This is a genomic window from Vibrio tetraodonis (assembly GCF_003350295.1).
GTDB classification, from domain to species: Bacteria; Pseudomonadota; Gammaproteobacteria; order Enterobacterales; family Vibrionaceae; genus Vibrio; species Vibrio tetraodonis.
In genome coordinates this window covers 190,986-211,363 of the sequence record NZ_QLYY01000005.1, presented here as the reverse complement: position 1 = coordinate 211,363, position 20,378 = coordinate 190,986, and the positions used below count along the sequence as shown (strand labels likewise).

Here is a 20,378-nt window from a genome sequence, read left to right as displayed (position 1 = left end):
GGGACCAAGCTAGTTTGCTTTTTTGACTATTGTTATACATCCTCCTAGTCCTTGTCTATCTGGGGGGAGTAGTGAGGGAGTAGATGCATCTGTTGTTTGATGGTGTGTCTAGATCAAATTCAAAGAAATACAGAGCTTATTGGTGAATTTGATCACGGCATGCGTATTTTATGTGATTTATGTCATTTTTGTTCATCGATGCAGATCACGAAAATACGCCATAATAGGCGAGGCGTAGAAGATGGGATGATGAGCTAATTGATAATTTGGCGAGAATTAGTTATCCCAGTGGGTAATAACCCCTGAAATAGCTTGAGCTCATAATTCAAAGACAAAAAAGGATGTGAACATGAGAAACCCCCTGACTAAAGTAACTCTAGCCGCCCTGTCGGTGTTTACTTCCATAAGTGTGAATGCGGCTATCGAAGAGGGGCAGTTGACCATATGGGTAGGAGGGGATAAAGCTTATGAAGGAATGGCTCAAATAGGTCAGCGTTTCGAAGAAGATACAGATATTAAAGTCACGGTGGCTTTTCCTGAAAAATTAGAGGAAAAATTCCCTAAAGTTGCCGCTTCCGGAGAAGGGCCTGATATTATATTTTTTGCTCATGATCGCTTTGGTGGTTATGCAGAAGGTGGATTACTTGCCGAAGTCAAACCCTCGAAAGAAATTGAGCAAGGAATTGTTGATTTTGCGTGGGATGCCGCTACGTATAAAGGTAAAAAAATAGCCTATCCTGTTGCTGTCGAGTCCGTCTCTTTAATCTATAACAAAGCACTATTACCTGCACCGCCAAAAACGTGGGAAGAGATCCCAGCCTTAAATGCAAAACTTCAAAAGTCAGGTAAAAAAGCCATTATGTGGCCACTGCGAGATGGTGCTTATTTCACTTGGCCGCTTTTATCAGCCGATGGTGGGTATGCGTTTAAGCAAGTCAAAGATGGCTATGATATTAACGATGTAGGAGTGGCTAAAGATGGAGTTCAAGCCTCTTTAACCTTTATCAATGACATGATTAAAAATAAGGTTATTTCTGCTGATATGAACTACTCCGTTTCTGAGTCAGAGTTTGCGGCTGGCAAGGTTGCTATGACCATCAATGGCCCTTGGGGTTGGGCGAATATAGATAAAGCAGGAATTGACTATGGAGTAACGACATTACCTAAATTCAATGGTCATGCTTCAAAGCCGTTTGTCGGTGTTTGGGTTGGAGGAATAAGCTCGGTTTCTCCAAACAAAGAGCTGGCCGTTGAGTTTCTTGAGAACTATTTGCTCACTAATCAGGGGCTTAAGAGTCTTAATGATGATAAACCACTTGGTGCAGTGGCTTTAAAATCATTCCAGAAGTTGGTTGACACAGATGCTCGTATTGCCGCAACAATGGATAATGCGATGAATGGAGAGATAATGCCAAACATTCCCCAGTTTACGACCTTTTGGTATAGCATGAAAGATGCACTAGATAATGTGGTTGATGGACGTCAAAGCGTAACTGAAGCATTGAAAACAGCTGAAAAAAGAATGACGCAATAACTAACTTGGTATCGAGAAGGGGGGGGATGAGCCTTCCTTCGTTTTTCTATCATCGTGAGCAGGATATTATATGCAGTCAGTTCAAGGCACGGTTACCATGCCATCGCCAGGAGTCAGCTCGCTTTCTAACAAAAAAGTGTTGATCAAATGGGCCTTTTTGGGCGTGTTAGGCATTATCAACGGCTACGCTAGTATATTGATGTACTCAAGAGGTGAGTTCGCGTTTGCGCTCCTTACCCTTACCCTCACTGCACTAGCCTTGTTCATTTTTGGCAGTGCTAAAACCTATGCACATCGTTATATCTATCCGGGTATCGCCGGAATGATACTATTTATTCTTTTTCCTCTAGCCTATACGGTAAGCCTTTCTTTCACTAACTACAGTGCTAAAAATCAACTGTCTTTTGAGCGTGCTCAATCTGTTTTACTTGAACGCACTTACCAAAGTGGTGAAAGCTATCCGTTCTCGCTATTTCGTACATCGACAGGGTATCGTATTGCAATCACTAAAGCGGACAGTTTGTTTGTAACCGATGAGTTAGATTTGGAGACGTTGAACTCCGAGCTATATTTATCGTTTGCAAAACAAGTTGAGGGGAAAAAAGAAGCAATAAAAACCATCATAAAAAACAAGTCTTTGCTTGGTGGCCTTGCACTTCACTTACCGTCAGGAGAAGTGGTAAGAATGAGCGGACTGCGTAAGTTTGCTGCCGTGGGACCAGTTTATACACTGCAAGCTGATGGTGAAACTTTATATAACAATGAGACTCAGCAGTATCTGCGTCCAAATAATGAAATTGGCTTCTACCAACCAGTCAATGACGAGGGACAGTTTACAGGTTCTCCGGTCTCACCTGGCTATATTGTGACGGTTGGGACATACAACTTTGAACGCGTTTGGAAAGAAGATGGTATTAAACAGCCATTTGTCAGTATTTTCGTCTGGACTGTGGTTTTTTCCGCTTTGAGTGTTGGGCTCACTCTCATCCTAGGCTTAGTTCTAGCGAATATCGTTCAGTGGGAAGCGTTAAAAGGTCGCGCCATTTATCGAGTGCTTTTGATTTTACCATATGCCGTTCCTGCATTCATCTCAATATTGATTTTTAAGGGCTTATTTAACCAAAGTTTTGGCGAGATCAATATGGTATTAGAGGCTCTTTTTGGAATTAGCCCTAGCTGGTTTTCCGATCCTTTGATGGCTAAAGTCATGATCATTATCGTTAATACTTGGCTTGGTTTTCCTTACATCATGATCTTATGTATGGGACTTTTAAAAGCCATTCCTGATGATCTCTACGAAGCATCAGCGATTGACGGAGCAAATTTCATTGATAACTTTCGTCGAATTACTTTGCCGTTAATGATTAAGCCGTTAACACCTCTTCTTATCGCGAGCTTCGCATTTAACTTCAATAACTTCGTATTGATTCAACTTCTTACTCAAGGCGGCCCTAACATGATAGGCACGACAGAGCGAGCCGGTCATACGGATTTATTGGTAAATTATACCTATCGAATTGCGTTTGAAGGTGCAGGTGGACAAAACTTTGGTTTGGCAAGTGCAATTGCAACTTTGATTTTTCTTCTCGTCGGGGCATTAGCATTGCTTAATCTTCGTGTCACCAAAGTCGCTCAGGAATAAGGAGAGTTGTAATGGCAATGGTACAAGGTCAGTCACTGAAATACCGAGTTTGGGCGACACACATCTTGTTATGGTGTTTTCTTGCTTTGATTCTATTTCCTTTATTGATGGTTATTGCAATTTCCTTGCGTGAAGGTAATTTTGCAATTGGGAATATTATTCCTGATAACCCTTCTTTGGAACACTGGAAATTGGCGTTGGGATTTTCGGTGACAAATGACGACGGCTCTATCACTTCTCCACCGTTTCCAGTTCTGACTTGGTTGTGGAACTCGATTAAAGTTGCCGGTATCTCATCAATTATGATTGTCGTACTTTCAACAACATCCGCGTATGCTTTCGCTCGAATGAAGTTTAAGGGGAAAAATACCATTCTTAAGGCGATGATGATCTTTCAAATGTTTCCGCCGGTACTTGCATTGGTGGCTATTTATGCCTTGTTTGATAAGCTCGGTCAGTACATTCCATTTTTGGGTTTAAACACTCATGGCGGCCTAATTTTCGCTTATCTTGGTGGGATAGCTTTACATGTATGGACGATTAAAGGGTATTTCGAAACCATAGACAACTCCCTTGAAGAAGCAGCAGCTCTTGATGGTGCTACACCGTGGCAAGCGTTTAGATTGGTTCTTTTGCCTTTGTCGGTACCGATTCTTGCGGTTGTGTTCATTTTGTCATTTATCATGGTGATTGGCGAAGTTCCAGTGGCGTCGGTGTTGCTTTCTGATGTAGACTCATATACGTTGGCTGTTGGAATGCAGCAGTATTTATACCCACAAAATTATTTGTGGGGAGACTTTGCAGCAGCAGCGGTTCTATCCGCACTACCAATAACGGTGGTATTTTTATTGGCGCAGCGTTGGTTGGTAGGAGGTCTTACTGCTGGCGGTGTGAAGGGCTAATTCTAATAACTAGGGTGCCTGCGAGGTTATCCCATTGCTTCTCGACTCTACCTACTTTGGTTTGGCCGCCGATCAGTTGAGGAGAGAGCAGCTCTGGCGTTACGCATAGCTGGCTGTTAGCTTAGATTCCTTACGATGTTACTACTAACAGTTTTTGTAACCATAACCCGAGTAAAATCGGGTTTTTATTTAGGTGGTACGCGCATGGGTTCTTTGTCACTGTTTAGTATTCTTATGGGGCTAAGAGAAGCTTTACAACTCTCGATTAGAAGGGGCGCAGCCTAGATATTTTAGCAGAACGTAAATACTTTCTTGTGATAAAGCAACTTTGCGAAACAAATCGGCAAAGATATCGTCTCCGCCGAAACAAGTTTGGATATAATGATTAATGTCGCTACTGGTATACCCCTCAGCGTATAGGCATCTTACCCACTGATATTCGAGAGCTTGCTTGTTGAGTAGGGTTGTTTCACTGAGAGTGATCTGGTTCAACTTCAACCTGATTCCTTAGCCTAAATTAATCTTTGCTAATTAAACCAGACTAAGGTGAAGAAAAAATGACAAGGCAGTGACTTTCACTAGTTTATATCGTTTCACTATTTGAGATATTTAACATGGGCTTCCATCTCTTCCCCAATTTTTGTCCGCATGTTCATCAATCTTATGGCGGAGTCTCTTAACTGTATATCATCCTCTGTTTCTGGTACCCACTCTGGAACGGCAGAGGGTTTTCCTTCTTCATCTACAGCCACCATGATTACAATACAGTGAGTTGTAAGCCTGTTTTCCAGTACTTTGGGATCACTGGCTTGTACATCAATAGCAATATGCATGGATGTTTTCCCTGTATAAATTACTTTTGCGCTTACTTCAACAAGGTTGCCGACATGTATCGGAGCAACGAAGCGAATACCGCCAGCGTAAGCTGTAATGCAATATTTACCACTCCATGCAGCCGCATTCGCGTACGCAGCCAAGTCAATCCATTTCATTACGGCTCCGCCGTGGACTTTCCCGCCAAAATTTACATCTGCAGGCTCGGCTAAAAAACGGAGTGTTATTTCTCGTTGGCCATTACTCATTCGTCAATTCCTTAATAATTTCCATTATCTTATTTAATAATAATGTTAATTAAATGCAATCATTAATTCCAGCTTAGTCTAAAAACACAATATGCCCCAGAATTGAAGGATGAGTCACTGAGAGGGTGTATTTTAAACAGTGGGGTTAAGTGTGAGGTTTTGTCCAGTGAGTATTAGTATGAGAGAGCGGAAAGGCGTTTGGTTGAGTAACTGAATTAGTACGGAATAGAACTTACAATGGCCGCAGTGGCGACAGCGGCCAGATAGAAAGTAAACGCAGTGGTTTTTTGAGTATGGTATTTAATGTCTTCTATGCTACTTTGAGATGTCTTCATATTCCCCCTCCAAGACAGAGCCACTAGATGACTGTTGAAAGCGCATTCTGCTCTGGCGTAAAGATTTTTCTATTTTTCTTCCTGTTAGAAGAGCGAAAATGGTTAGTGGAACTAACATTATCATGCTGAAAAATAATGTAAAAACACCTATAAATAAGGCTAATACGCTTACTATTACTTTATTCATATCAACTAAACCTCTTGTTTGATGTTTCTATAATAAAGCGTCATAAATGAACCAAAGATGAATAGAAGGTAAGAAAATAAAAAAGCCGCTTTCTTGGAAAGCGGCAAAGATAAAGGATATTGTTATTGTAGTTGTGGAGATAGGTTCCTAATTTGTATTAGGAAAAGCTTGTCTGTTCATACACAGGGATAGGTTTTGTAACGAACCCCCATCATTTGTTCCATACAGTGTACAACTTGACAGCTATATCCAAACTCATTGTCATACCAGATGTAAAGAACACATCGGCTGTCTTGTGCAATAGTTGCTGCTCCGTCTACAACACCAGCAAAACGTGATCCTACTAGGTCAGTTGATACAACTTCGGTGGACTCTGTGTAGTCGATCTGGGCAGAAAGTTCAGATTTGAGCGCCATCTCACGCAGGTAGGCATTGAGTTCATCTTTATTTGTTTCTGCGCCAAGGTTAAGGTTGGCCACAGCCATAGAAACGTTTGGAGTCGGAACTCTGATCGCGTTGCCTGTTAGTTTGCCTGCGAGTTCTGGCAGTGCTTTTGCGACTGCTTTTGCTGCGCCTGTTGATGTTAAGACCATATTCAGAGAAGCGCTGCGGCCTCTTCGCTCTCCTGAATGGAAGTTGTCAATGAGATTTTGATCATTAGTAAATGAATGAACTGTTTCTATATGTCCAGAAGTGACGCCATACTTATCATTGACCGCTTTTAGAACAGGTGTAATGGCATTTGTTGTACAACTGGCCGCAGAGATTATGGTGTCTTGAGGAAGGATGGTATTGTCATTGACGCCAAAGACTATGTTTTTGATATCACCTTTTCCAGGTGCGGTCAGCAGCACTTTTTCTGCGCCTTCACAGTCAAGGTGTTGAGCGAGACCTTCGCTATCTCTCCATACCCCAGTGTTATCAACCACTAGAGCATTATTGATTCCATAAGCGGTGTAATTGACGTCTTGAGGTTTATTGGCATAAATGAATTGGATATAGTTACCATTGGCAATGATGGCCTTGCGTTCTTCATCAACGATTATGCTGCCGTTGAATTGGCCGTGGACAGAGTCTCTTCGTAGTAAGCTTGCGCGTTTCTCCAAATCACCTTCTTTGCCGCCACGTACAACGACAGCGCGTAAACGCAGAGGGTAACCCGGCCCACTTTTCTCTACGAGAAGGCGAGTGAGAAGTCGGCCAATACGGCCAAATCCATACAAAACAACATCACGGGGCTCAGTAACTGTCTCTCCATTCATTGCGCCAAGCAAAGAGGTATGAAGAAAATCCTTCACCCCATGGTCATCATCTCGGCCTTTCCAAAACTGATGAGCGAGTTGCCCAATATCGACTCGACATGGTGATAGTTCCATCTCAGATAAGCCTTTAATAAGCGGGAGCGTTTGTTCGGTAGATAATGGCGTTCCAGTGTATCTTCGAGCAAGCTTATGTGCCTTGATAATATCGATAGTAGCGGCATTGACCAAAGTTTTACCAAACAGGAGAACTTCAACGCCTTTATCACGGTAAAGTTGACCAAGTAGGGGAGAGATTGTTTCCGCAATCGTTTGGCTTATCTGCCACTCTAAGAGATGTTTCTCTGGACTCATGGTGTTTTTGGACCTTTCACGTTTTTTGGACTGGCTCTACACCACTGTGTAGGGTAGCTGGTGTAGAGGAAATATAATTTTATTTTTACGGCGCGGATTGTAATACCTAGTGTCTTTTTCTGCTAGAAAAAATAATTCATTGTTTAGATGATTTCTTATTGGCTAAAAACACATTTTTCAACATATTACGCTTGTGGATGTTTAAAGTTATCAGAGCTTATTTTTTAACGAAAAATATAATGATCACATTATTATTCATAATTAAAGGCGTAATTGTGTTTTTATTGTGTTTCAAGTCACGTTTTTTTTGGGTTTTTCTGAAAATAAATTAGTATCTGTAGTCTGAGGAAGAATTCTAGACACGCATGACCTCAACATGGAAGAAATTAATGGATATAACATGAGGCTATAAGTACTAAATCTAAAACTTAGTGAAAAGCCCTATGGGGTTGTCAAAAAATCTCATAAATTCCGTGTTTTAGACAAGATTTTATTGAGTTATGGTCTAATATAAGATCTTTAGTGGATGTAAAATGATTCGAAGGAACGAGTCTCGATGCTACTCTCCAATATCTCGATTAAAAGTCGATTATTGATCTTGTGTCTAATCCCTACGTTAGTGATTGTCGCGCTCTCTGTGCATCTGGTCAGGCAGGTACAAGTGAAGCTTCACACTAACTTAGTGGTTAGTGAAAAAGTTGAATCATTGAAATACTTAGCCCTGGTGACCACTCATTTGCATCAAGCTCTTGATCAAAGTAATGACATGCATACTAGAGCTAACGGGGAACTTCTTGCGAAAAATTCCATTAACACTATCTATAAGGTCGCCCATACTGAAGAACACATACACCATGGCATTTCAGATTCAAATAACACACTTTCCGATATTCAGAATCTTGATGAACTGATATCAGGAATCGTTGAACTGGATGGTAGAGAAAGACTAGATAAAGGTAGAGAGATATACAGTGCGTTGTTAACTCTTTATAACGCGGTACTTTCAATGGACGTGCACGGTTTAGATATGAGGACTCAGCAACTTGATGTAGCACTGACCGACCTTAATTGGATGTATTTTTGGATGGAGCAAGAGGTATGGCTTGCTCAGGAAGTAGAAGCTAATCAATTATCTTATATTCAGTTTGTAGAAGAGTACTTTAAGATAAATGGACGACAGCAAATCCACCTAAATAGAATTATCAGTAGAAGTCCTCATCTCCATCAGTTTGAACCTTTAATAGAAATGCTGTCGGAAATAAACTTGCAGCGAAGCCAATATTCAGAGCAAATCATTTCGTTAAGCCAGATAGAAACCTATGACTCTAAAAACTTTTCTTTCTGGGTTGAAAACCGGAATCATTTGGTGGCGAGCCATTTAGAAGCATTATCGGAGGGGCTACGCGGCGAGTTATTGGCAAACATTAAATACCATGAACGCGTACTCTATGCTTTTGCCGTTATCAGTATGGTTTTTTTGGCAATGATGTTTTTTTGGGGAGCCAGTACCTTATATCGAATTAATTCTAAACTGGCCAATATTCTCTCTGCCCTTGGCAGTCTGCGAGGTAGCAAACACATTGATCTGATCCAGGTTGATGGTAAGGATGAGTTCACTAAGTTTGCTCAAGGAGTGAACTACGTTATCCAAGTACAAAAAGACTATGAAAAAGCTTTGCTTCTAGCCAAAGACAAGGCGGAATCTGCAAACCAAGCTAAAAGTGTATTTTTGGCTAACATGTCTCATGAAATTAGAACACCTTTGAATGGCATTATAGGGATGACGGAGATTTTATCGGAAAGTCACCTCAACCCATCTCAGAGAGAGTTGCTATCTGATATAGATGTGTCTTCCCAAGCTTTACTTGTACTGATTAACGATATTCTCGATTTGTCGAAAATTGAGTCTGGAAGCTTCGAATTGTCACCCATTCACACCGATATTCGTGAAGCGACGTTCGAAGCCATGAGTATGGTCAGTACCAAAGCACTGAAACAGCAAGTAGAATTGAATGCACATTTTTCTTCAAATATACCTGATAGCCTGTATTTGGATGAGTTTCGTTTTAAGCAAATTCTTATGAATTTCCTCAGTAATGCGGTTAAATTTACCCAAGAAGGTAGTGTTTCCGTGGTTATTGAGCTTTGTGAGGATGGCCCAAAGACGGTTTTGAATTGCCGAATTTTAGATACAGGAGTTGGCATACAAGGAGAAAAGTTAGAGGAAATTTTCCTACCTTTCATTCAACAAGATGATAGCATCACCTGCCGATACGGTGGTACGGGATTAGGCTTAACCATTTGCCGCCAAATTGCTGAGCTTATGGGCGGGGAAGTATCAGTAAGCTCGACTCTCGGCGTTGGCAGCTGCTTTAGTTTTAAAGTACCAGTACAAGAAAAACATATAGGTACATCAAGTCCAAACCAAATAAAAGGTCAGGCACTTCTGGTTGCCAATGACAGTCATTATCTAGCGTTAATTCAAAGTGAAGCCAAACGTTTTGGGCTAGAGCTTACTACAGTGCTTAATACCCATCAGGCTGTACTTATAAATGACCAATTTAATGTAATATTCTACAACTATCATCCCCAATGCAGTTCGCGAAAAGATATTGCAGCGTTAAAGGCGCACTTTAATTTTTCTGAAATTATAGGGCTTCAGCATCATTTATATATGTTGCCTGACTATGCAGTATTCGTGTCTTCTAATCTAACATTACCATTTCTCGGTCGCCGGTTTGAGTCTGCGATTTCAAAAGCAATAAGTGCAACTAAGCTTGATGTGATTGATGCAAGTAAAGAAAGGGCTCCAAGTGTTGCTGGTGGTGAAATAGGGTGTATTTTGATTGTTGAAGACAACTTAATGAACCAGAAAATTGCTAGTTTCTTTCTTGAAAAAATAGGCATTGAGCACCAGATTGCTAGCAATGGAGCAGAAGCAGTGGCTATGGTTCAATCTGGTCAATCATTCATGGCAATTCTTATGGATTGTATGATGCCTGTGATGGATGGACTTACGGCTACTAGAAATATTAGAGCTTGGGAAGCAGAATTAGGCAAAGAGCGAATACCGATCGTGGCATTGACAGCAAGTGTTTTGCCTGAAGAAATAGATCGCTGCTTTGATGCTGGAATGGACGCTTACTTATCCAAACCCTACAAATCTCAGCAGCTCTTTGATGCACTCGAACAATTAAATGTCGCTGTCTAGGTCGTCAATCGGCAGCCAATTGACTTTAACACCAGCTTGAAGAAACATTTCTTGGCTAATTTTAATCTTCTCTCCCCAGCGAGATAAAAAATCTTGAGTTTGTTCAGGGCAGTGTACGGAAGAAATTCCCGTTTGGATGATTTTTGCAGCGCAGTTAGGGCAGGGGAAATGGGTAACCCATATCTCGCAACCATCGAGATCGCGTTTAGCGAAGAGAATAGCATTTTCTTCTGCGTGGAGGGTTTTAAGGTATTTCATTTCTCTGTCGTCTGTCATTGCACTATCCGAAATTCCGTGCGGATAACCATTAAATCCTACCGAGACGATACGATTTTGTTTAGTAATAACAGCGCCGACTTGAGTTGAAGGATCTTTGCTCCAAGAGCCTACTAGGACTGCCATCTGATAAAATCGCTGTGCCCATTTAGATATCATGTTGTTATTCCTCTATGAAAGAAAACCCTAAACAGGGAAAGTGGAGTGGCAAATATCAAAGATAATATCTTGTTTTGTTCTGATTTAGTCTAGAAAAATTCATTTAGCAATTATGGCTATGGTCCCACAGTATGATTTTTGTGATTTTTGCCACATTTTAATGTTTACCAAACAATATGGAAAACAGGTAATTTGCCCTTTTGTTTGTAAGATATATCTCACAAGGCCGTGAGCTTAGTGATAATTATGGATGCCATTATCACTACTTTTTGTTTTCAAACCTTTGTACATAAAGATTTTTTTGATATTTCTTTAAGCTTGGGCTGAAAATGCGATCGAAACCACTATTGCTAAATTTCTTGGTTATCTTAATCTTAAGTTGTCAGCAGGAAGCAGACATGGAACAGGAAAGACCCACGGAAAGGTCATCTTCAGGAAGAAGATTTGATTATTTAGGATGAATAATCAGCACGGAGAGCATTAGGACATTAGCTGGACGCTGGTAACTAGGATGGTTACAACAAGGAAAGTTAATGGACACTCAAGGGACAGAGAATTAGCTGTTAGGACGACAGCACAAAGGACACCGCTTTAGGACGAAGCGAAGAGAGTTAACTAGGATAGTTAACGGGCTGGATTGCCGAGGACACCGCTAGGAAGGCGACGTTAAGGAAAGTGCTGAAGGAATCAGCGTACTATCATGGATTAGATGCATGGAGCACTGCAAGTAGCCGGAATGCTGCGAGTAAGAATAAACCCCACTAAGCGAAAGCTTAGTGGGGTTTTCTTTTATGTTTTGATAACTTTTTAATCCTTTAAGAAGGATTATAAGAAATGAAAAAAGCCAACCTCAATAAGTGAGGTTGGCTGTGAAACTGTGAACAATTCATCATTCACTAACAACGTCAGTTGGCTAGGTGACTCTCTGATTCTAGAGGGTCATAACTACTTATGCATTTTATGTGCCATGTTGTATATCGCGTAAATGCACTGTTTTCGACCAGTAAATGCTGAATTTTAGGTTTCTATGTGCATTTTGCAATTGCAAAATGCACATGCATTCATATTGCTAATGGTAAGTGTAATGATATAGTGTCACTTGAAAATCACTATCCTACCTGTGTCGTTAGCTCGTTTTGTAAGGTAACTGCCTAGCAAGGATTGTATTCATATGAGCTGATTGTTGTTACTCAGCGCCTCTAAATGGAATAAAAGTAGTAAAGCTGAGACTTCATCCGGATAATTATTCCTCTGAGCACATCAAGAAAAGCCATGAAGCTGATCGGTTTTTCGGCACTAATCCATGCTAGACCAACAGAGCCAACAGGAATATCGTACCCCTCAGGCTCGTCGATTTTTAAGCGCACGAAATGATGCTTATTTTGGAGATTGTTACCTGTAGTCATTCGAACAGAGTCATCCCAACCAAGTAAATTTCCTTGTGATTCGCCTGTGGCTTCAACTATACCTTCAACATGTGCGGAAAATATTTTTCCTGGATAAACGGATGAAGAGAACTCTGCAGCTTGTCCTGGCTTTACATTACGTATTGCTTGGTGATTAACACGCATTAGCACATACTTTTCATTGGTGTACATCTGCAATCTGGGTAGCTGAGATACCAGTTGACCCTGTCGAAGAATAAAATTAGTCACAAACCCATCAGCTGGAGCATAAACATCGGTACTGTCTAGATCCCATTTAGCCTTGGCGAGTTGTTGCTCCGCTGTTTTTAACTGAGACTTTTTCGTTTGAGTGTTTAATTGCGCTTTTTCGATGGCCAGTTTTGCTTTTTCAACGTCTACTTGTTTAGTCTTTAGCTGTGATTCAAGAGTTGTCATGTTTTGCTTGGCTAACGTTGTCGATGTTTGCTGTTTGTCGATATCACTAGCGGTTATCGTATTACTCACGAGCTGATTTTGTTTCTTATAACGGCTTAGCATTTTAAGCTGCAAGCGATAGTCTGCTTTTGCAGCGCCCAATTGACTTTTGATGGTATCTAACTCTTGCAGAACAGACTGGTAGGCGCTTTTGGAAATGGCAATATCTTGATAAGCGACATCTAATTTTGCCTTTGCTGAAGCTTGCTTTTCCTTTGCTTGAGTATAGGTAATTTCGTATTGAGTTGGGTCTATTTGGTAAACTAATTGCCCTTTGTGAATTTTTTGATTGGGGGAAATATGGATTTGTTCGACTTTTCCTGCGACATTTGGTGAATCTGGTCTAAGTTGGATATGTGGTGATTGAACAAGTGAGCCGCCGGATAAGTCCATCGGAGCATAATTGAGTAGTCCAACCCAAACAAACAGTAACCAAGAGACACCGCCTAAATAGGAAAATGACTGGGTAACCTTATTCCACGGCATTCCGATCAGCCTGAGAAGATAAATGAGTAGTGACCATACAGCAAGACCTTCTAACATTATGCTTCCTCATGTTTATCATTTGATTGCGGCGCATGCTTCCATGTATCTCTCAAGTGCACAATCGCTTTTTCCATGTCAATAAATGCAAACATCACAGCAACAACCCAAACCCAATGCCAGATAAAGCCTATCCATGTTAATGCCGTTATCAGCCCAATCTGATGATGTTCTTTACTGTGTGCTTTGTTGATTGGTAGCTCGTGAAATCTCCATATACCGTACAAAGTCGCGCTAATGGTAACAACCAAGAGAGCCGTTGCGATGACATGCAAAACAGTATCTACACCTGTGTCGACAAAAGGAACACTGAATAAACTCATAATCACTCCCAAATAAATAGAGAAAGTATTGTGATCGAGATTTGAACTTCTAGTTTTAATGTGACAGATTAATTTAAAACAGGTATTTGAATGACGTGATTTGTACATGAAAGGGATTAGATTTATGCGAGCTTTGGGTATTGAACATATCCACCGAGTAGCAAAGCTTAGATATGGCATACTAGATAATGGTTTGGGTATTCCAGAGTCTGCCTTTCAAAACCCCATGACATTAATCCCCATGTCAGAAATCAACGTTTGGTACGACAGACTAGAGCAAGAGACGAGGAACCCAGATGTGATCCTTGATATCAGCTTTGATGCTGATCTGAGCCATATTGGAGCGATGTCCCGTTGGTTACTCTCTGGTAGTGATTTGGCTTCTACGATTAGAAGGGTCAATTATGGTTTCACAAGCCTTCAAAACGGAGCGTTTCTATCTGCGTCTATTAGTGGTCCACTGATTAAATGGACCTATCAAAATCCGTTTGTCGCTTCTCAATCTAAAGTTCATGATAGTATTCGTATTGCATTGGTGTTGACCAAGGTATTGCGTTTATATCTTGGCAGTGATTTTTCGCCCTTACGGGTACAGCTGCAGGGTAGCCGCAAGAACAGTGCGAGTTATCAAAATTACTTTGGTTGTGACATTGAGTGGAATCACTCTACGACTCAAGTGTGGTTTCATGCGGATCTGCGCTTGGCAACTATGCAAAAAACGAGAGTACAAATTGGTCCGCTAGCAATGAATTATTCTGATCTTGATGAGCTATTGAACATGCCAGATGCAGAAGATGAAATAAAAGTGATCTATGAGATCCTAAACTATAGTCGTCATCATGGCTTGCCAACAATAGGATTGGTTTCTAGCCTACTCGGGCTATCAATACAGCAATTTCAGCGCCGTTTGAGAAGCTTAGGATTGAATTTCACTACGGTTAGTGGTTATGTAATGAGTAATATTGCAGTAGAAATGATGCGCCGTGGACTGTCTCCTGAGGATATTTGCTTTAAACTGGGGTATCAAAACCAAGGCAGTTTTTCACGTATGTTTAAGAAACAGAGAGGCTTAACACCAAGTCAATATAAACAGCGTTATTTCACTTAACGCTGTTTAAGCCTTACCTTGGTTGTTATTGATTACTGAACCAACGCTCCCCATACGCAGCGCTGTAATCTGGCTCTATTATATCGCTCGAAGAGTCTGCGGATTGTAGAGGCCCGACAACCGTTTTATAAGGCAGTACTCCAGCCCATACTGGCCGGTCCAAGTCATATTCTTCATCTCTTACTCCATGACAACTGATTTTAACGGACGCTTCTGTTAAAGGCATTTTAAGTAACATGGTTGCAGCAAGCTCTCGCTGATTGCTGGGTCGCACATCATGGCTTCTACCGGGTGCTATTTGTTCTAAGAAGTGATTAAGTAGTAGGTCTTTCTCAACGTTATCGCCGAAAAGTTCAAATTTTCCTAACACGGCTGCTGAACGGTAATGAGCACTATGATGAAATGCAGACTTTGCTAGCACCCAACCATCAAATAGAGTAAAGGTTAAACAGGTTTGATATGACTTACCCAAGTAGCGTATCAAACGGCTGTTGTTTGCTCCGTGAATATAGACGTAGTTGTCTATCCTCCATGCAAGCATGGGTAGAAAGGGCAGCGAGTTACCATATTAACATACAGGCATTAAGCTACTATGAACATAGCAGGATAGTGAATCGATCGTGGCAAGCGGTAGCGCTGGGTTTTGGCAACATGCCGCTAGAAGAGATAGGGCCTATCATAGAATTACTTGCTAGGTTGTTTAAATCATGATTCTATGCCTAATATTATCAATAGTTTTAAGGAGTTTTTATGTGCCGTTGGTTAGCTTATCAGGGTGAATCAATTTATCTCGATGAGTTGGTATACGAGCCTGAGCATTCATTAGTGCAGCAGAGTATCGATGCCAGAAAAGCGGTTACGCGAGTAAATGCAGATGGTTTTGGCCTTGGTTGGTATACAGAAAGAGAGACTCCAGGTCAATTTCACGAAGTATTGCCAGCGTGGGGGGATGAAAACCTTCGCTCTCTCACCCATCATATCCGCTCTCACCGATTTATGGCGCATGTGCGCTCTTCCACAGGAACTCAAGTGTCTCGCTCTAACTGCCACCCATTTATTATTGATAATTGGATGTTTCTTCATAATGGGCAGATCGGTGAGTTTGAGCAGGTGAAATATGACTTACATCAGCAGTTACCTGAAGATCTGTTCTTAAAGAGAATGGGAACCACAGACAGTGAGCTTATCTTTCTGCTTATGCTCAAAAATGGCTTACGAGAACAGCCCGTTGACGCGATAAGACAAACTCTGCTGGATATTACTCAGTTAATGGAGAACCGCAACATCAAAGAACCCCTGAAAGCATCAATATGTATTTCCGATGGTGTGAAGCTTTGGGCGGTTCGCTACAGCTCTGATAATGAGGCGCCGACCGTGTTCATACGTAAAAAAGGATCTAACATTTCGTTGGCATCTGAGCCTTTGGAGCGAAATCGTGATTGGAAGAAAATTACTGCGCAGAGTATCTTAGTCATTGAAGGTGATACTGTAACCTCACATACCATATAGAAGTTTGGCAATTCTATGTCGTTAAATCATACCAACCTTAACTTGCTACGCTCTTTACAAGTATTACTCGAAGAATGTCATGTAAGTAGGGCCGCATTTAGACTTAATATCACGCAATCAGCAATGAGTCGTCAACTTGCCCAATTAAGAGAATTGTGCAGTGATCCCTTGCTAGTAAGGCAGGGAAACACTTTAGTGCCGACTTCAAAAGCCGTGGGTATGCAAGAGCAGCTCACTTATCTTTTGGAAGAATTTGAACGACTGCTACGCGACAAGCCATTTGACCCTAAAACATGGCAGCAGGAGTTCGTGTTCTCTTCCAGCGACTATGTGGCTCAGTATATCGTCCCTGATATGGTTTCTGAGATGGTAAAGCAGGCGCCTAATGTGAATCTCGCTTATCGCTTATGGAAGCCAGACTATATGCAGAATTTTTCTGAGATGGGTATACATTTGGCTTCTACTATGCAACCTAAAAAGCCCGAAAATATGATGAGTATTAAGATTGGCGAAGACACATCAGTGTGTCTAATGCGTAGAGGGCACCCGGTATCAAAAAATAAAGATATAACGGTTAATGATTTAGCTTATTACCCGCACGTTAAAGTAACGGGTGGGGGAGATAAAGACTCAATAGCAGACGAAGCATTGCGAACCATGGGCGTGGATCGTCGTATCGCATTACAAATCCCATTTTTCTCGGCAGCAGTGAATGCGTTGCTCTCAAGTGACTATCTTATGATAGTGCCTAAGCATATAGCGGCAAATCTATCTCAAGAGCATCCACTGATGTTTTCTTCCCTGCCATTTGATCCTGACCCTCACCGATATTGGCTGATGTGGCATCCAAAATACGATCAAGACATGGCACATTCTTGGATACGTGACTTGATACTTGGTTGCATTCGTACATCCAAACACTCGGTCGCTATGATTTAAAGTCATAACTGCTATCACTAGCTTTGATTTCAAATCATTTCTCTGATTCGATAATCTAAAAGCATGGGATCTTTTAGAGAAATAGTATGACAATCACAATTTGGTTATCACTTTTTACAATCTGTATTTTAGGCGCCATGTCACCGGGGCCTAGCCTTGCTATGGTCGCGAAGCATAGTCTAACTGGTGGTCGGGGAAATGGGTTAGCGACAGCTTGGGCCCATGCTTTGGGTATTGGTGTTTATGCGTTCGTGACTTTGATTGGTTTGGCTGTCGTCCTTCAGCAGTCACCTCTGATCTTCAAAGCGATTAGCTATTGTGGTGCGGGGTATCTAGCCTATCTTGGTTATAATGCATTGCGCTCTAAAGGAGGCGTGGCAGCGAAGCTAGAATCTGGCGAAGAGACCTCGCTGTGGCAATCCGCAAAGGAAGGTTTTCTAATTTCGATTCTCAGCCCTAAGATCGCGCTATTCTTTATTGCTTTGTTTAGTCAATTCGTTGCTGTTGGAGACAGCCTAACTGCAAAGTTAGTGATTGTTTTGACTCCGTTGGTAATTGACGGTTTGTGGTACACCATTATTACTTTTTTACTATCAAGCCCGCGCCTGTTAGATAAAATTCGTTCCAAAGCGCAATTAATTGATCGCTTGTCAGGTATTGTTTTGATACTTTTAGCATTAAGAGTTGTTATGACTGTATAGCACAACAAATTTTCGAGTAAGTTAACCAAAGGAGCAGTTTGCTCCTTTGGTTATGGTTGGAGAAAAGTGATGGTAAGACTTGCCATAGTGGGGACTAACTGGATTACTGACCAGTTTATTGAAGCGGCGTTGAAAACCCAAAAGTACCAACTCGTTGGTGTGTATTCTCGTTCACTTGACAAAGCGAGAGAGTTTTCTGAGAAGTATGGCTCTTTGGCTTTGTATGATGATTTTGATGCGTTTACAAAGTGCTCGTCGATTGATGCTGTTTATATTGCCAGTCCTAACTCACTTCATGCACCTCAAGCAATAAAATTACTTGAATCGGGTAAACATGTCATCTGCGAAAAGCCATTGGCAGCCAACGATACGTTAGCAAAAAAAATGTATCAAACGGCCTTGGATAATAAAGTTGTCTTATTTGAAGCTTTTATGTCCCCTCATACTCCAAACTTTAAGCTGCTTAAACAGCATTGCAGTAAGCTTGGTAAGCTTAGCAAAGCTTTTATCACTTATTGCCAGTACTCTTCTCGTTATCCTAAATATCTAGCGGGGGAGATGCCTAATACTTTTAACCCAGAATTTGCCAATGGCTCAGTGATGGATATTGGCTACTATTGTGTAGGTTCGGCGGTCGAGTTATTTGGTGAGCCGCTGTCTGTTAAAGCACATGCCCAGCTTTTAGACTCAGGTGTTGATGGCAGCGGTAGCATTATTTTGGGTTATGATGGATTTGAAGTGGTTCTGCAGCACTCCAAAACCAGTGATTCTTATCTACCGAGTGAGATTCAAGGTGAAGAAGGTGCGCTGCTAATGGAAATGATTGCTACCGGTAAAAAGTTAACCAAGATTACCAAAGGCAGTGTAGGCATTGATTTAACGGTCAAACAAGATCCTAACCCCATGTATTATGAAGCATTGGCGTTTGCTGACCAATATGCTCAGAATCAAATTGATGAAGAGTGTATGAAGCGCTCATTGATAGTGGCTAAGTTATTGACAGAAATTCGCAGGCAAACGGGTGTGAAGTTTCCAACTGATGGAGAGTAAAGGTATGAAAGCAGAAGTGAAATGGGTGGAAGGACTCAAATTTTTAGGTCTTTCTGAATCTGGACACTCGATGGTTATGGACGGTAGCGGTGGTGAGTCGGCACCCAGCCCAATGGAGATGGTACTTATGGCCGCAGGTGGGTGCAGCTCTGTTGATGTCGTTGATGGGTTAAAGCAACATGGACAACGAGTTTCGGCGTGTAGCGCAAAGTTGACCACTGAACGTCGTGATACTGCCCCTCGACTATTTACTAAGGTAAATATTCACTTTGAAATATCCGGAGACGGCTTGGACACTGCCATTGTTAAGAAGGTCACGGCAGAGTCACTACAAAAATATTGCTCAGTGTGCTTAATGCTGGGGACTGGTGTCGAAATGACCCACAGCTGGGAAGTGAGTTAGTACTCCAATGAACCTATCGCTGTTGTATGCGTTCTATAAAGTTGTTATTAAGGTTTGGATTTGAATAAGCATAGATTTACTTGCTGTGGTATTTTAGCGATTTTGCTTTGGAGCAGTGTGACTGGGATGGCGCGAGCGGTCACAGAATTACTAGGACCTGAGGGCGGCGCTGCAGCGATTTATACAGTCGCTGCTTGTTTTTTGGTACTTGTGATGGGGCTTCCTAAACTAAAACGCTACCCTCTAAGGTATGTTTTAGTAGGGGGTGGGTTGTTCGTTGCTTACGAAGTTTGTTTAGTCCTTTCTATCGGATTAGCACACTCACGTCAGCAAGCTATTGAAATGTTGGTAATCAATTATCTCTGGCCAGCGCTCACCGTTTTATTGGCAGTAGTGGCAAGCCCTAAAAAGACCAATTTACTCATTTATCCTGCCATTGCACTAGCGTTTTTTGGAGTCGCGTGGAGCATTTCTGGTGAACAAGGTTTATCTATCAATCAGATAGTAGCGAATGTGAAAACGAACCCAATTACTTATTCCATGGCATTCGTTGGGGCATTTTTGTGGGCAATTTACTGTAACCTTACGAAACGCTTGGCTGGTGGGCAGAATGCTATTACCCTATTTTTTATCATGACGGCGGTCGCGCTATGGGCCAACTATGCGATTACTGCAGACCAAGATATGAGTTTGGATCTCGAATCTGCTACCTGGCTTATTCTCGCTGGTGTGGCGATGGGAAGCGGTTATGCGCTGTGGAATTATGCAATCATCGGTGGCAACATGGTGCTTTTAGCGACCTTATCATACTTTACTCCTGTACTCTCCACGGTTATCTCATCTTTCATATTGGGGTTAGTACTTACTGATGCATTTTTACAGGGTGTCGTTTTAGTGACATTAGGTTCTTTGCTTTGCTGGTGGGCTACACGCGAGTCGAAAAAGGTTGGAACTGAGGAAGGAAAAATTTGTGACAACTGA

The 20,378-nt window shown here is 41.6% G+C and carries 17 protein-coding genes and 1 pseudogene; 11 read left to right on the top strand and 7 right to left on the bottom strand.

Annotation, left to right across the window (positions count from 1 at the left end; genetic code table 11):
• The first annotated feature begins 349 nt into the window (after positions 1–349).
• The 3 genes from malE (at position 350) to malG (ending at position 4,078) form a co-directional block, all read left to right on the top strand.
• On the top strand, positions 350–1,534 hold the full coding sequence (gene malE / locus DPF90_RS01185) for a maltose/maltodextrin ABC transporter substrate-binding protein MalE (RefSeq protein WP_114783828.1): 1,185 nt from the start codon (positions 350–352) through the stop codon (positions 1,532–1,534).
• A 70-nt stretch (positions 1,535–1,604) separates the two neighbouring features.
• On the top strand, positions 1,605–3,176 hold the full coding sequence (malF, locus tag DPF90_RS01180; RefSeq protein WP_114783826.1) for a maltose ABC transporter permease MalF: 1,572 nt from the start codon (positions 1,605–1,607) through the stop codon (positions 3,174–3,176).
• A gap of 11 nt (positions 3,177–3,187) precedes the next feature.
• Positions 3,188–4,078, top strand: coding sequence for a maltose ABC transporter permease MalG (malG, locus tag DPF90_RS01175; RefSeq protein ID WP_114783824.1), 891 nt, complete (start codon positions 3,188–3,190; stop codon positions 4,076–4,078).
• 252 nt (positions 4,079–4,330) lie between these two features.
• On the opposite strand, the gene DPF90_RS01170 is transcribed toward malG, so the two are convergent.
• The 3 genes from DPF90_RS01170 to DPF90_RS01155 all read right to left on the bottom strand — a co-directional run bounded on the left by DPF90_RS01170 (position 4,331) and on the right by DPF90_RS01155 (position 7,295).
• Entirely contained in the window at positions 4,331–4,576 is a 246-nt protein-coding gene (locus DPF90_RS01170; protein WP_114783822.1) for a hypothetical protein, read from the bottom strand.
• A 98-nt stretch (positions 4,577–4,674) separates the two neighbouring features.
• Positions 4,675–5,160: an acyl-CoA thioesterase gene (locus tag DPF90_RS01165; protein WP_114783820.1), complete on the bottom strand. Its 486-nt coding sequence runs from the start codon at positions 5,158–5,160 to the stop codon at positions 4,675–4,677.
• A 698-nt stretch (positions 5,161–5,858) separates the two neighbouring features.
• On the bottom strand, positions 5,859–7,295 hold the full coding sequence (locus DPF90_RS01155) for a glyceraldehyde-3-phosphate dehydrogenase (protein WP_114783816.1): 1,437 nt from the start codon (positions 7,293–7,295) through the stop codon (positions 5,859–5,861).
• Between the two features lie 556 nt (positions 7,296–7,851).
• Between DPF90_RS01155 and DPF90_RS01150 the strand changes: the two genes are divergently transcribed.
• Positions 7,852–10,506 (top strand): hybrid sensor histidine kinase/response regulator, encoded by a 2,655-nt coding sequence (locus DPF90_RS01150; protein WP_114783814.1) that lies wholly within the window; start codon positions 7,852–7,854, stop codon positions 10,504–10,506.
• On the opposite strand, the gene DPF90_RS01145 is transcribed toward DPF90_RS01150, so the two are convergent.
• From DPF90_RS01145 to DPF90_RS01135, 3 genes are all read right to left on the bottom strand, one after another.
• On the bottom strand, positions 10,489–10,941 hold the full coding sequence (locus DPF90_RS01145; protein WP_114783812.1) for a dCMP deaminase family protein: 453 nt from the start codon (positions 10,939–10,941) through the stop codon (positions 10,489–10,491). The two genes, DPF90_RS01150 and DPF90_RS01145, sit on opposite strands and share 18 nt — an antisense overlap.
• A 1,199-nt stretch (positions 10,942–12,140) precedes the next feature.
• Positions 12,141–13,364, bottom strand: coding sequence for an HlyD family secretion protein (locus DPF90_RS01140; RefSeq protein WP_114783810.1), 1,224 nt, complete (start codon positions 13,362–13,364; stop codon positions 12,141–12,143).
• Positions 13,364–13,687 (bottom strand): MFS transporter, encoded by a 324-nt coding sequence (locus tag DPF90_RS01135; protein ID WP_114783808.1) that lies wholly within the window; start codon positions 13,685–13,687, stop codon positions 13,364–13,366. Before DPF90_RS01135 ends, DPF90_RS01140 begins: the two co-directional genes overlap by 1 nt.
• A gap of 106 nt (positions 13,688–13,793) precedes the next feature.
• Here DPF90_RS01135 and DPF90_RS01130 point away from each other — a divergent pair, with 106 nt between their 5' ends.
• Positions 13,794–14,795, top strand: coding sequence for an AraC family transcriptional regulator (locus DPF90_RS01130; RefSeq protein ID WP_240314433.1), 1,002 nt, complete (start codon positions 13,794–13,796; stop codon positions 14,793–14,795).
• 25 nt (positions 14,796–14,820) lie between these two features.
• On the opposite strand, the pseudogene DPF90_RS01125 reads toward DPF90_RS01130, so the two are convergent.
• Positions 14,821–15,342 (bottom strand): annotated as a pseudogene (locus DPF90_RS01125) (pyridoxamine 5'-phosphate oxidase family protein); the annotation flags it as partial.
• 203 nt (positions 15,343–15,545) lie between these two features.
• On the opposite strand from DPF90_RS01125, the gene DPF90_RS01120 reads away from it, so the two are divergent.
• The 6 genes from DPF90_RS01120 (at position 15,546) to yddG (ending at position 20,378) form a co-directional block, all read left to right on the top strand.
• Entirely contained in the window at positions 15,546–16,304 is a 759-nt protein-coding gene (locus DPF90_RS01120) for a class II glutamine amidotransferase (protein WP_114783803.1), read from the top strand.
• A 15-nt stretch (positions 16,305–16,319) separates the two neighbouring features.
• Positions 16,320–17,243, top strand: a complete 924-nt coding sequence (locus DPF90_RS01115; protein WP_114783801.1) for a LysR family transcriptional regulator — start codon at positions 16,320–16,322, stop codon at positions 17,241–17,243.
• Positions 17,244–17,329: 86 nt separating this feature from the next.
• The gene (locus DPF90_RS01110; RefSeq protein WP_114783799.1) at positions 17,330–17,944 is read left to right on the top strand and encodes a LysE family translocator; all 615 of its coding nucleotides are present in this window, start codon (positions 17,330–17,332) and stop codon (positions 17,942–17,944) included.
• A 69-nt stretch (positions 17,945–18,013) separates the two neighbouring features.
• Complete coding sequence (locus DPF90_RS01105) at positions 18,014–18,994, top strand: Gfo/Idh/MocA family protein (protein WP_114783797.1); 981 nt, start codon at positions 18,014–18,016, stop codon at positions 18,992–18,994.
• Between the two features lie 4 nt (positions 18,995–18,998).
• Positions 18,999–19,397 carry an OsmC family protein gene (locus DPF90_RS01100; protein ID WP_114783795.1) on the top strand — a complete coding sequence of 133 codons (399 nt, stop codon included), beginning with the start codon at positions 18,999–19,001 and terminating at the stop codon, positions 19,395–19,397.
• A 60-nt stretch (positions 19,398–19,457) separates the two neighbouring features.
• Entirely contained in the window at positions 19,458–20,378 is a 921-nt protein-coding gene (gene yddG / locus DPF90_RS01095; protein WP_420855696.1) for an aromatic amino acid DMT transporter YddG, read from the top strand.

What these genes read in the sequence shown, in the direction of transcription:
- malE (WP_114783828.1), top strand. Translation starts at nt 350, where the DNA reads ATGAGAAACCCCCTGACTAAAGTAACTCTAGCCGCCCTGTCGGTGTTT.
- malF (WP_114783826.1), top strand. Translation starts at nt 1,605, where the DNA reads ATGCAGTCAGTTCAAGGCACGGTTACCATGCCATCGCCAGGAGTCAGC.
- malG (WP_114783824.1), top strand. Translation starts at nt 3,188, where the DNA reads ATGGCAATGGTACAAGGTCAGTCACTGAAATACCGAGTTTGGGCGACA.
- DPF90_RS01165 (WP_114783820.1), bottom strand. Translation starts at nt 5,160, where the DNA reads ATGAGTAATGGCCAACGAGAAATAACACTCCGTTTTTTAGCCGAGCCT.
- DPF90_RS01155 (WP_114783816.1), bottom strand. Translation starts at nt 7,295, where the DNA reads ATGAGTCCAGAGAAACATCTCTTAGAGTGGCAGATAAGCCAAACGATT.
- DPF90_RS01150 (WP_114783814.1), top strand. Translation starts at nt 7,852, where the DNA reads ATGCTACTCTCCAATATCTCGATTAAAAGTCGATTATTGATCTTGTGT.
- DPF90_RS01145 (WP_114783812.1), bottom strand. Translation starts at nt 10,941, where the DNA reads ATGATATCTAAATGGGCACAGCGATTTTATCAGATGGCAGTCCTAGTA.
- DPF90_RS01140 (WP_114783810.1), bottom strand. Translation starts at nt 13,364, where the DNA reads ATGTTAGAAGGTCTTGCTGTATGGTCACTACTCATTTATCTTCTCAGG.
- DPF90_RS01135 (WP_114783808.1), bottom strand. Translation starts at nt 13,687, where the DNA reads ATGAGTTTATTCAGTGTTCCTTTTGTCGACACAGGTGTAGATACTGTT.
- DPF90_RS01130 (WP_240314433.1), top strand. Translation starts at nt 13,794, where the DNA reads ATGAAAGGGATTAGATTTATGCGAGCTTTGGGTATTGAACATATCCAC.
- DPF90_RS01120 (WP_114783803.1), top strand. Translation starts at nt 15,546, where the DNA reads ATGTGCCGTTGGTTAGCTTATCAGGGTGAATCAATTTATCTCGATGAG.
- DPF90_RS01115 (WP_114783801.1), top strand. Translation starts at nt 16,320, where the DNA reads ATGTCGTTAAATCATACCAACCTTAACTTGCTACGCTCTTTACAAGTA.
- DPF90_RS01110 (WP_114783799.1), top strand. Translation starts at nt 17,330, where the DNA reads ATGACAATCACAATTTGGTTATCACTTTTTACAATCTGTATTTTAGGC.
- DPF90_RS01105 (WP_114783797.1), top strand. Translation starts at nt 18,014, where the DNA reads ATGGTAAGACTTGCCATAGTGGGGACTAACTGGATTACTGACCAGTTT.
- DPF90_RS01100 (WP_114783795.1), top strand. Translation starts at nt 18,999, where the DNA reads ATGAAAGCAGAAGTGAAATGGGTGGAAGGACTCAAATTTTTAGGTCTT.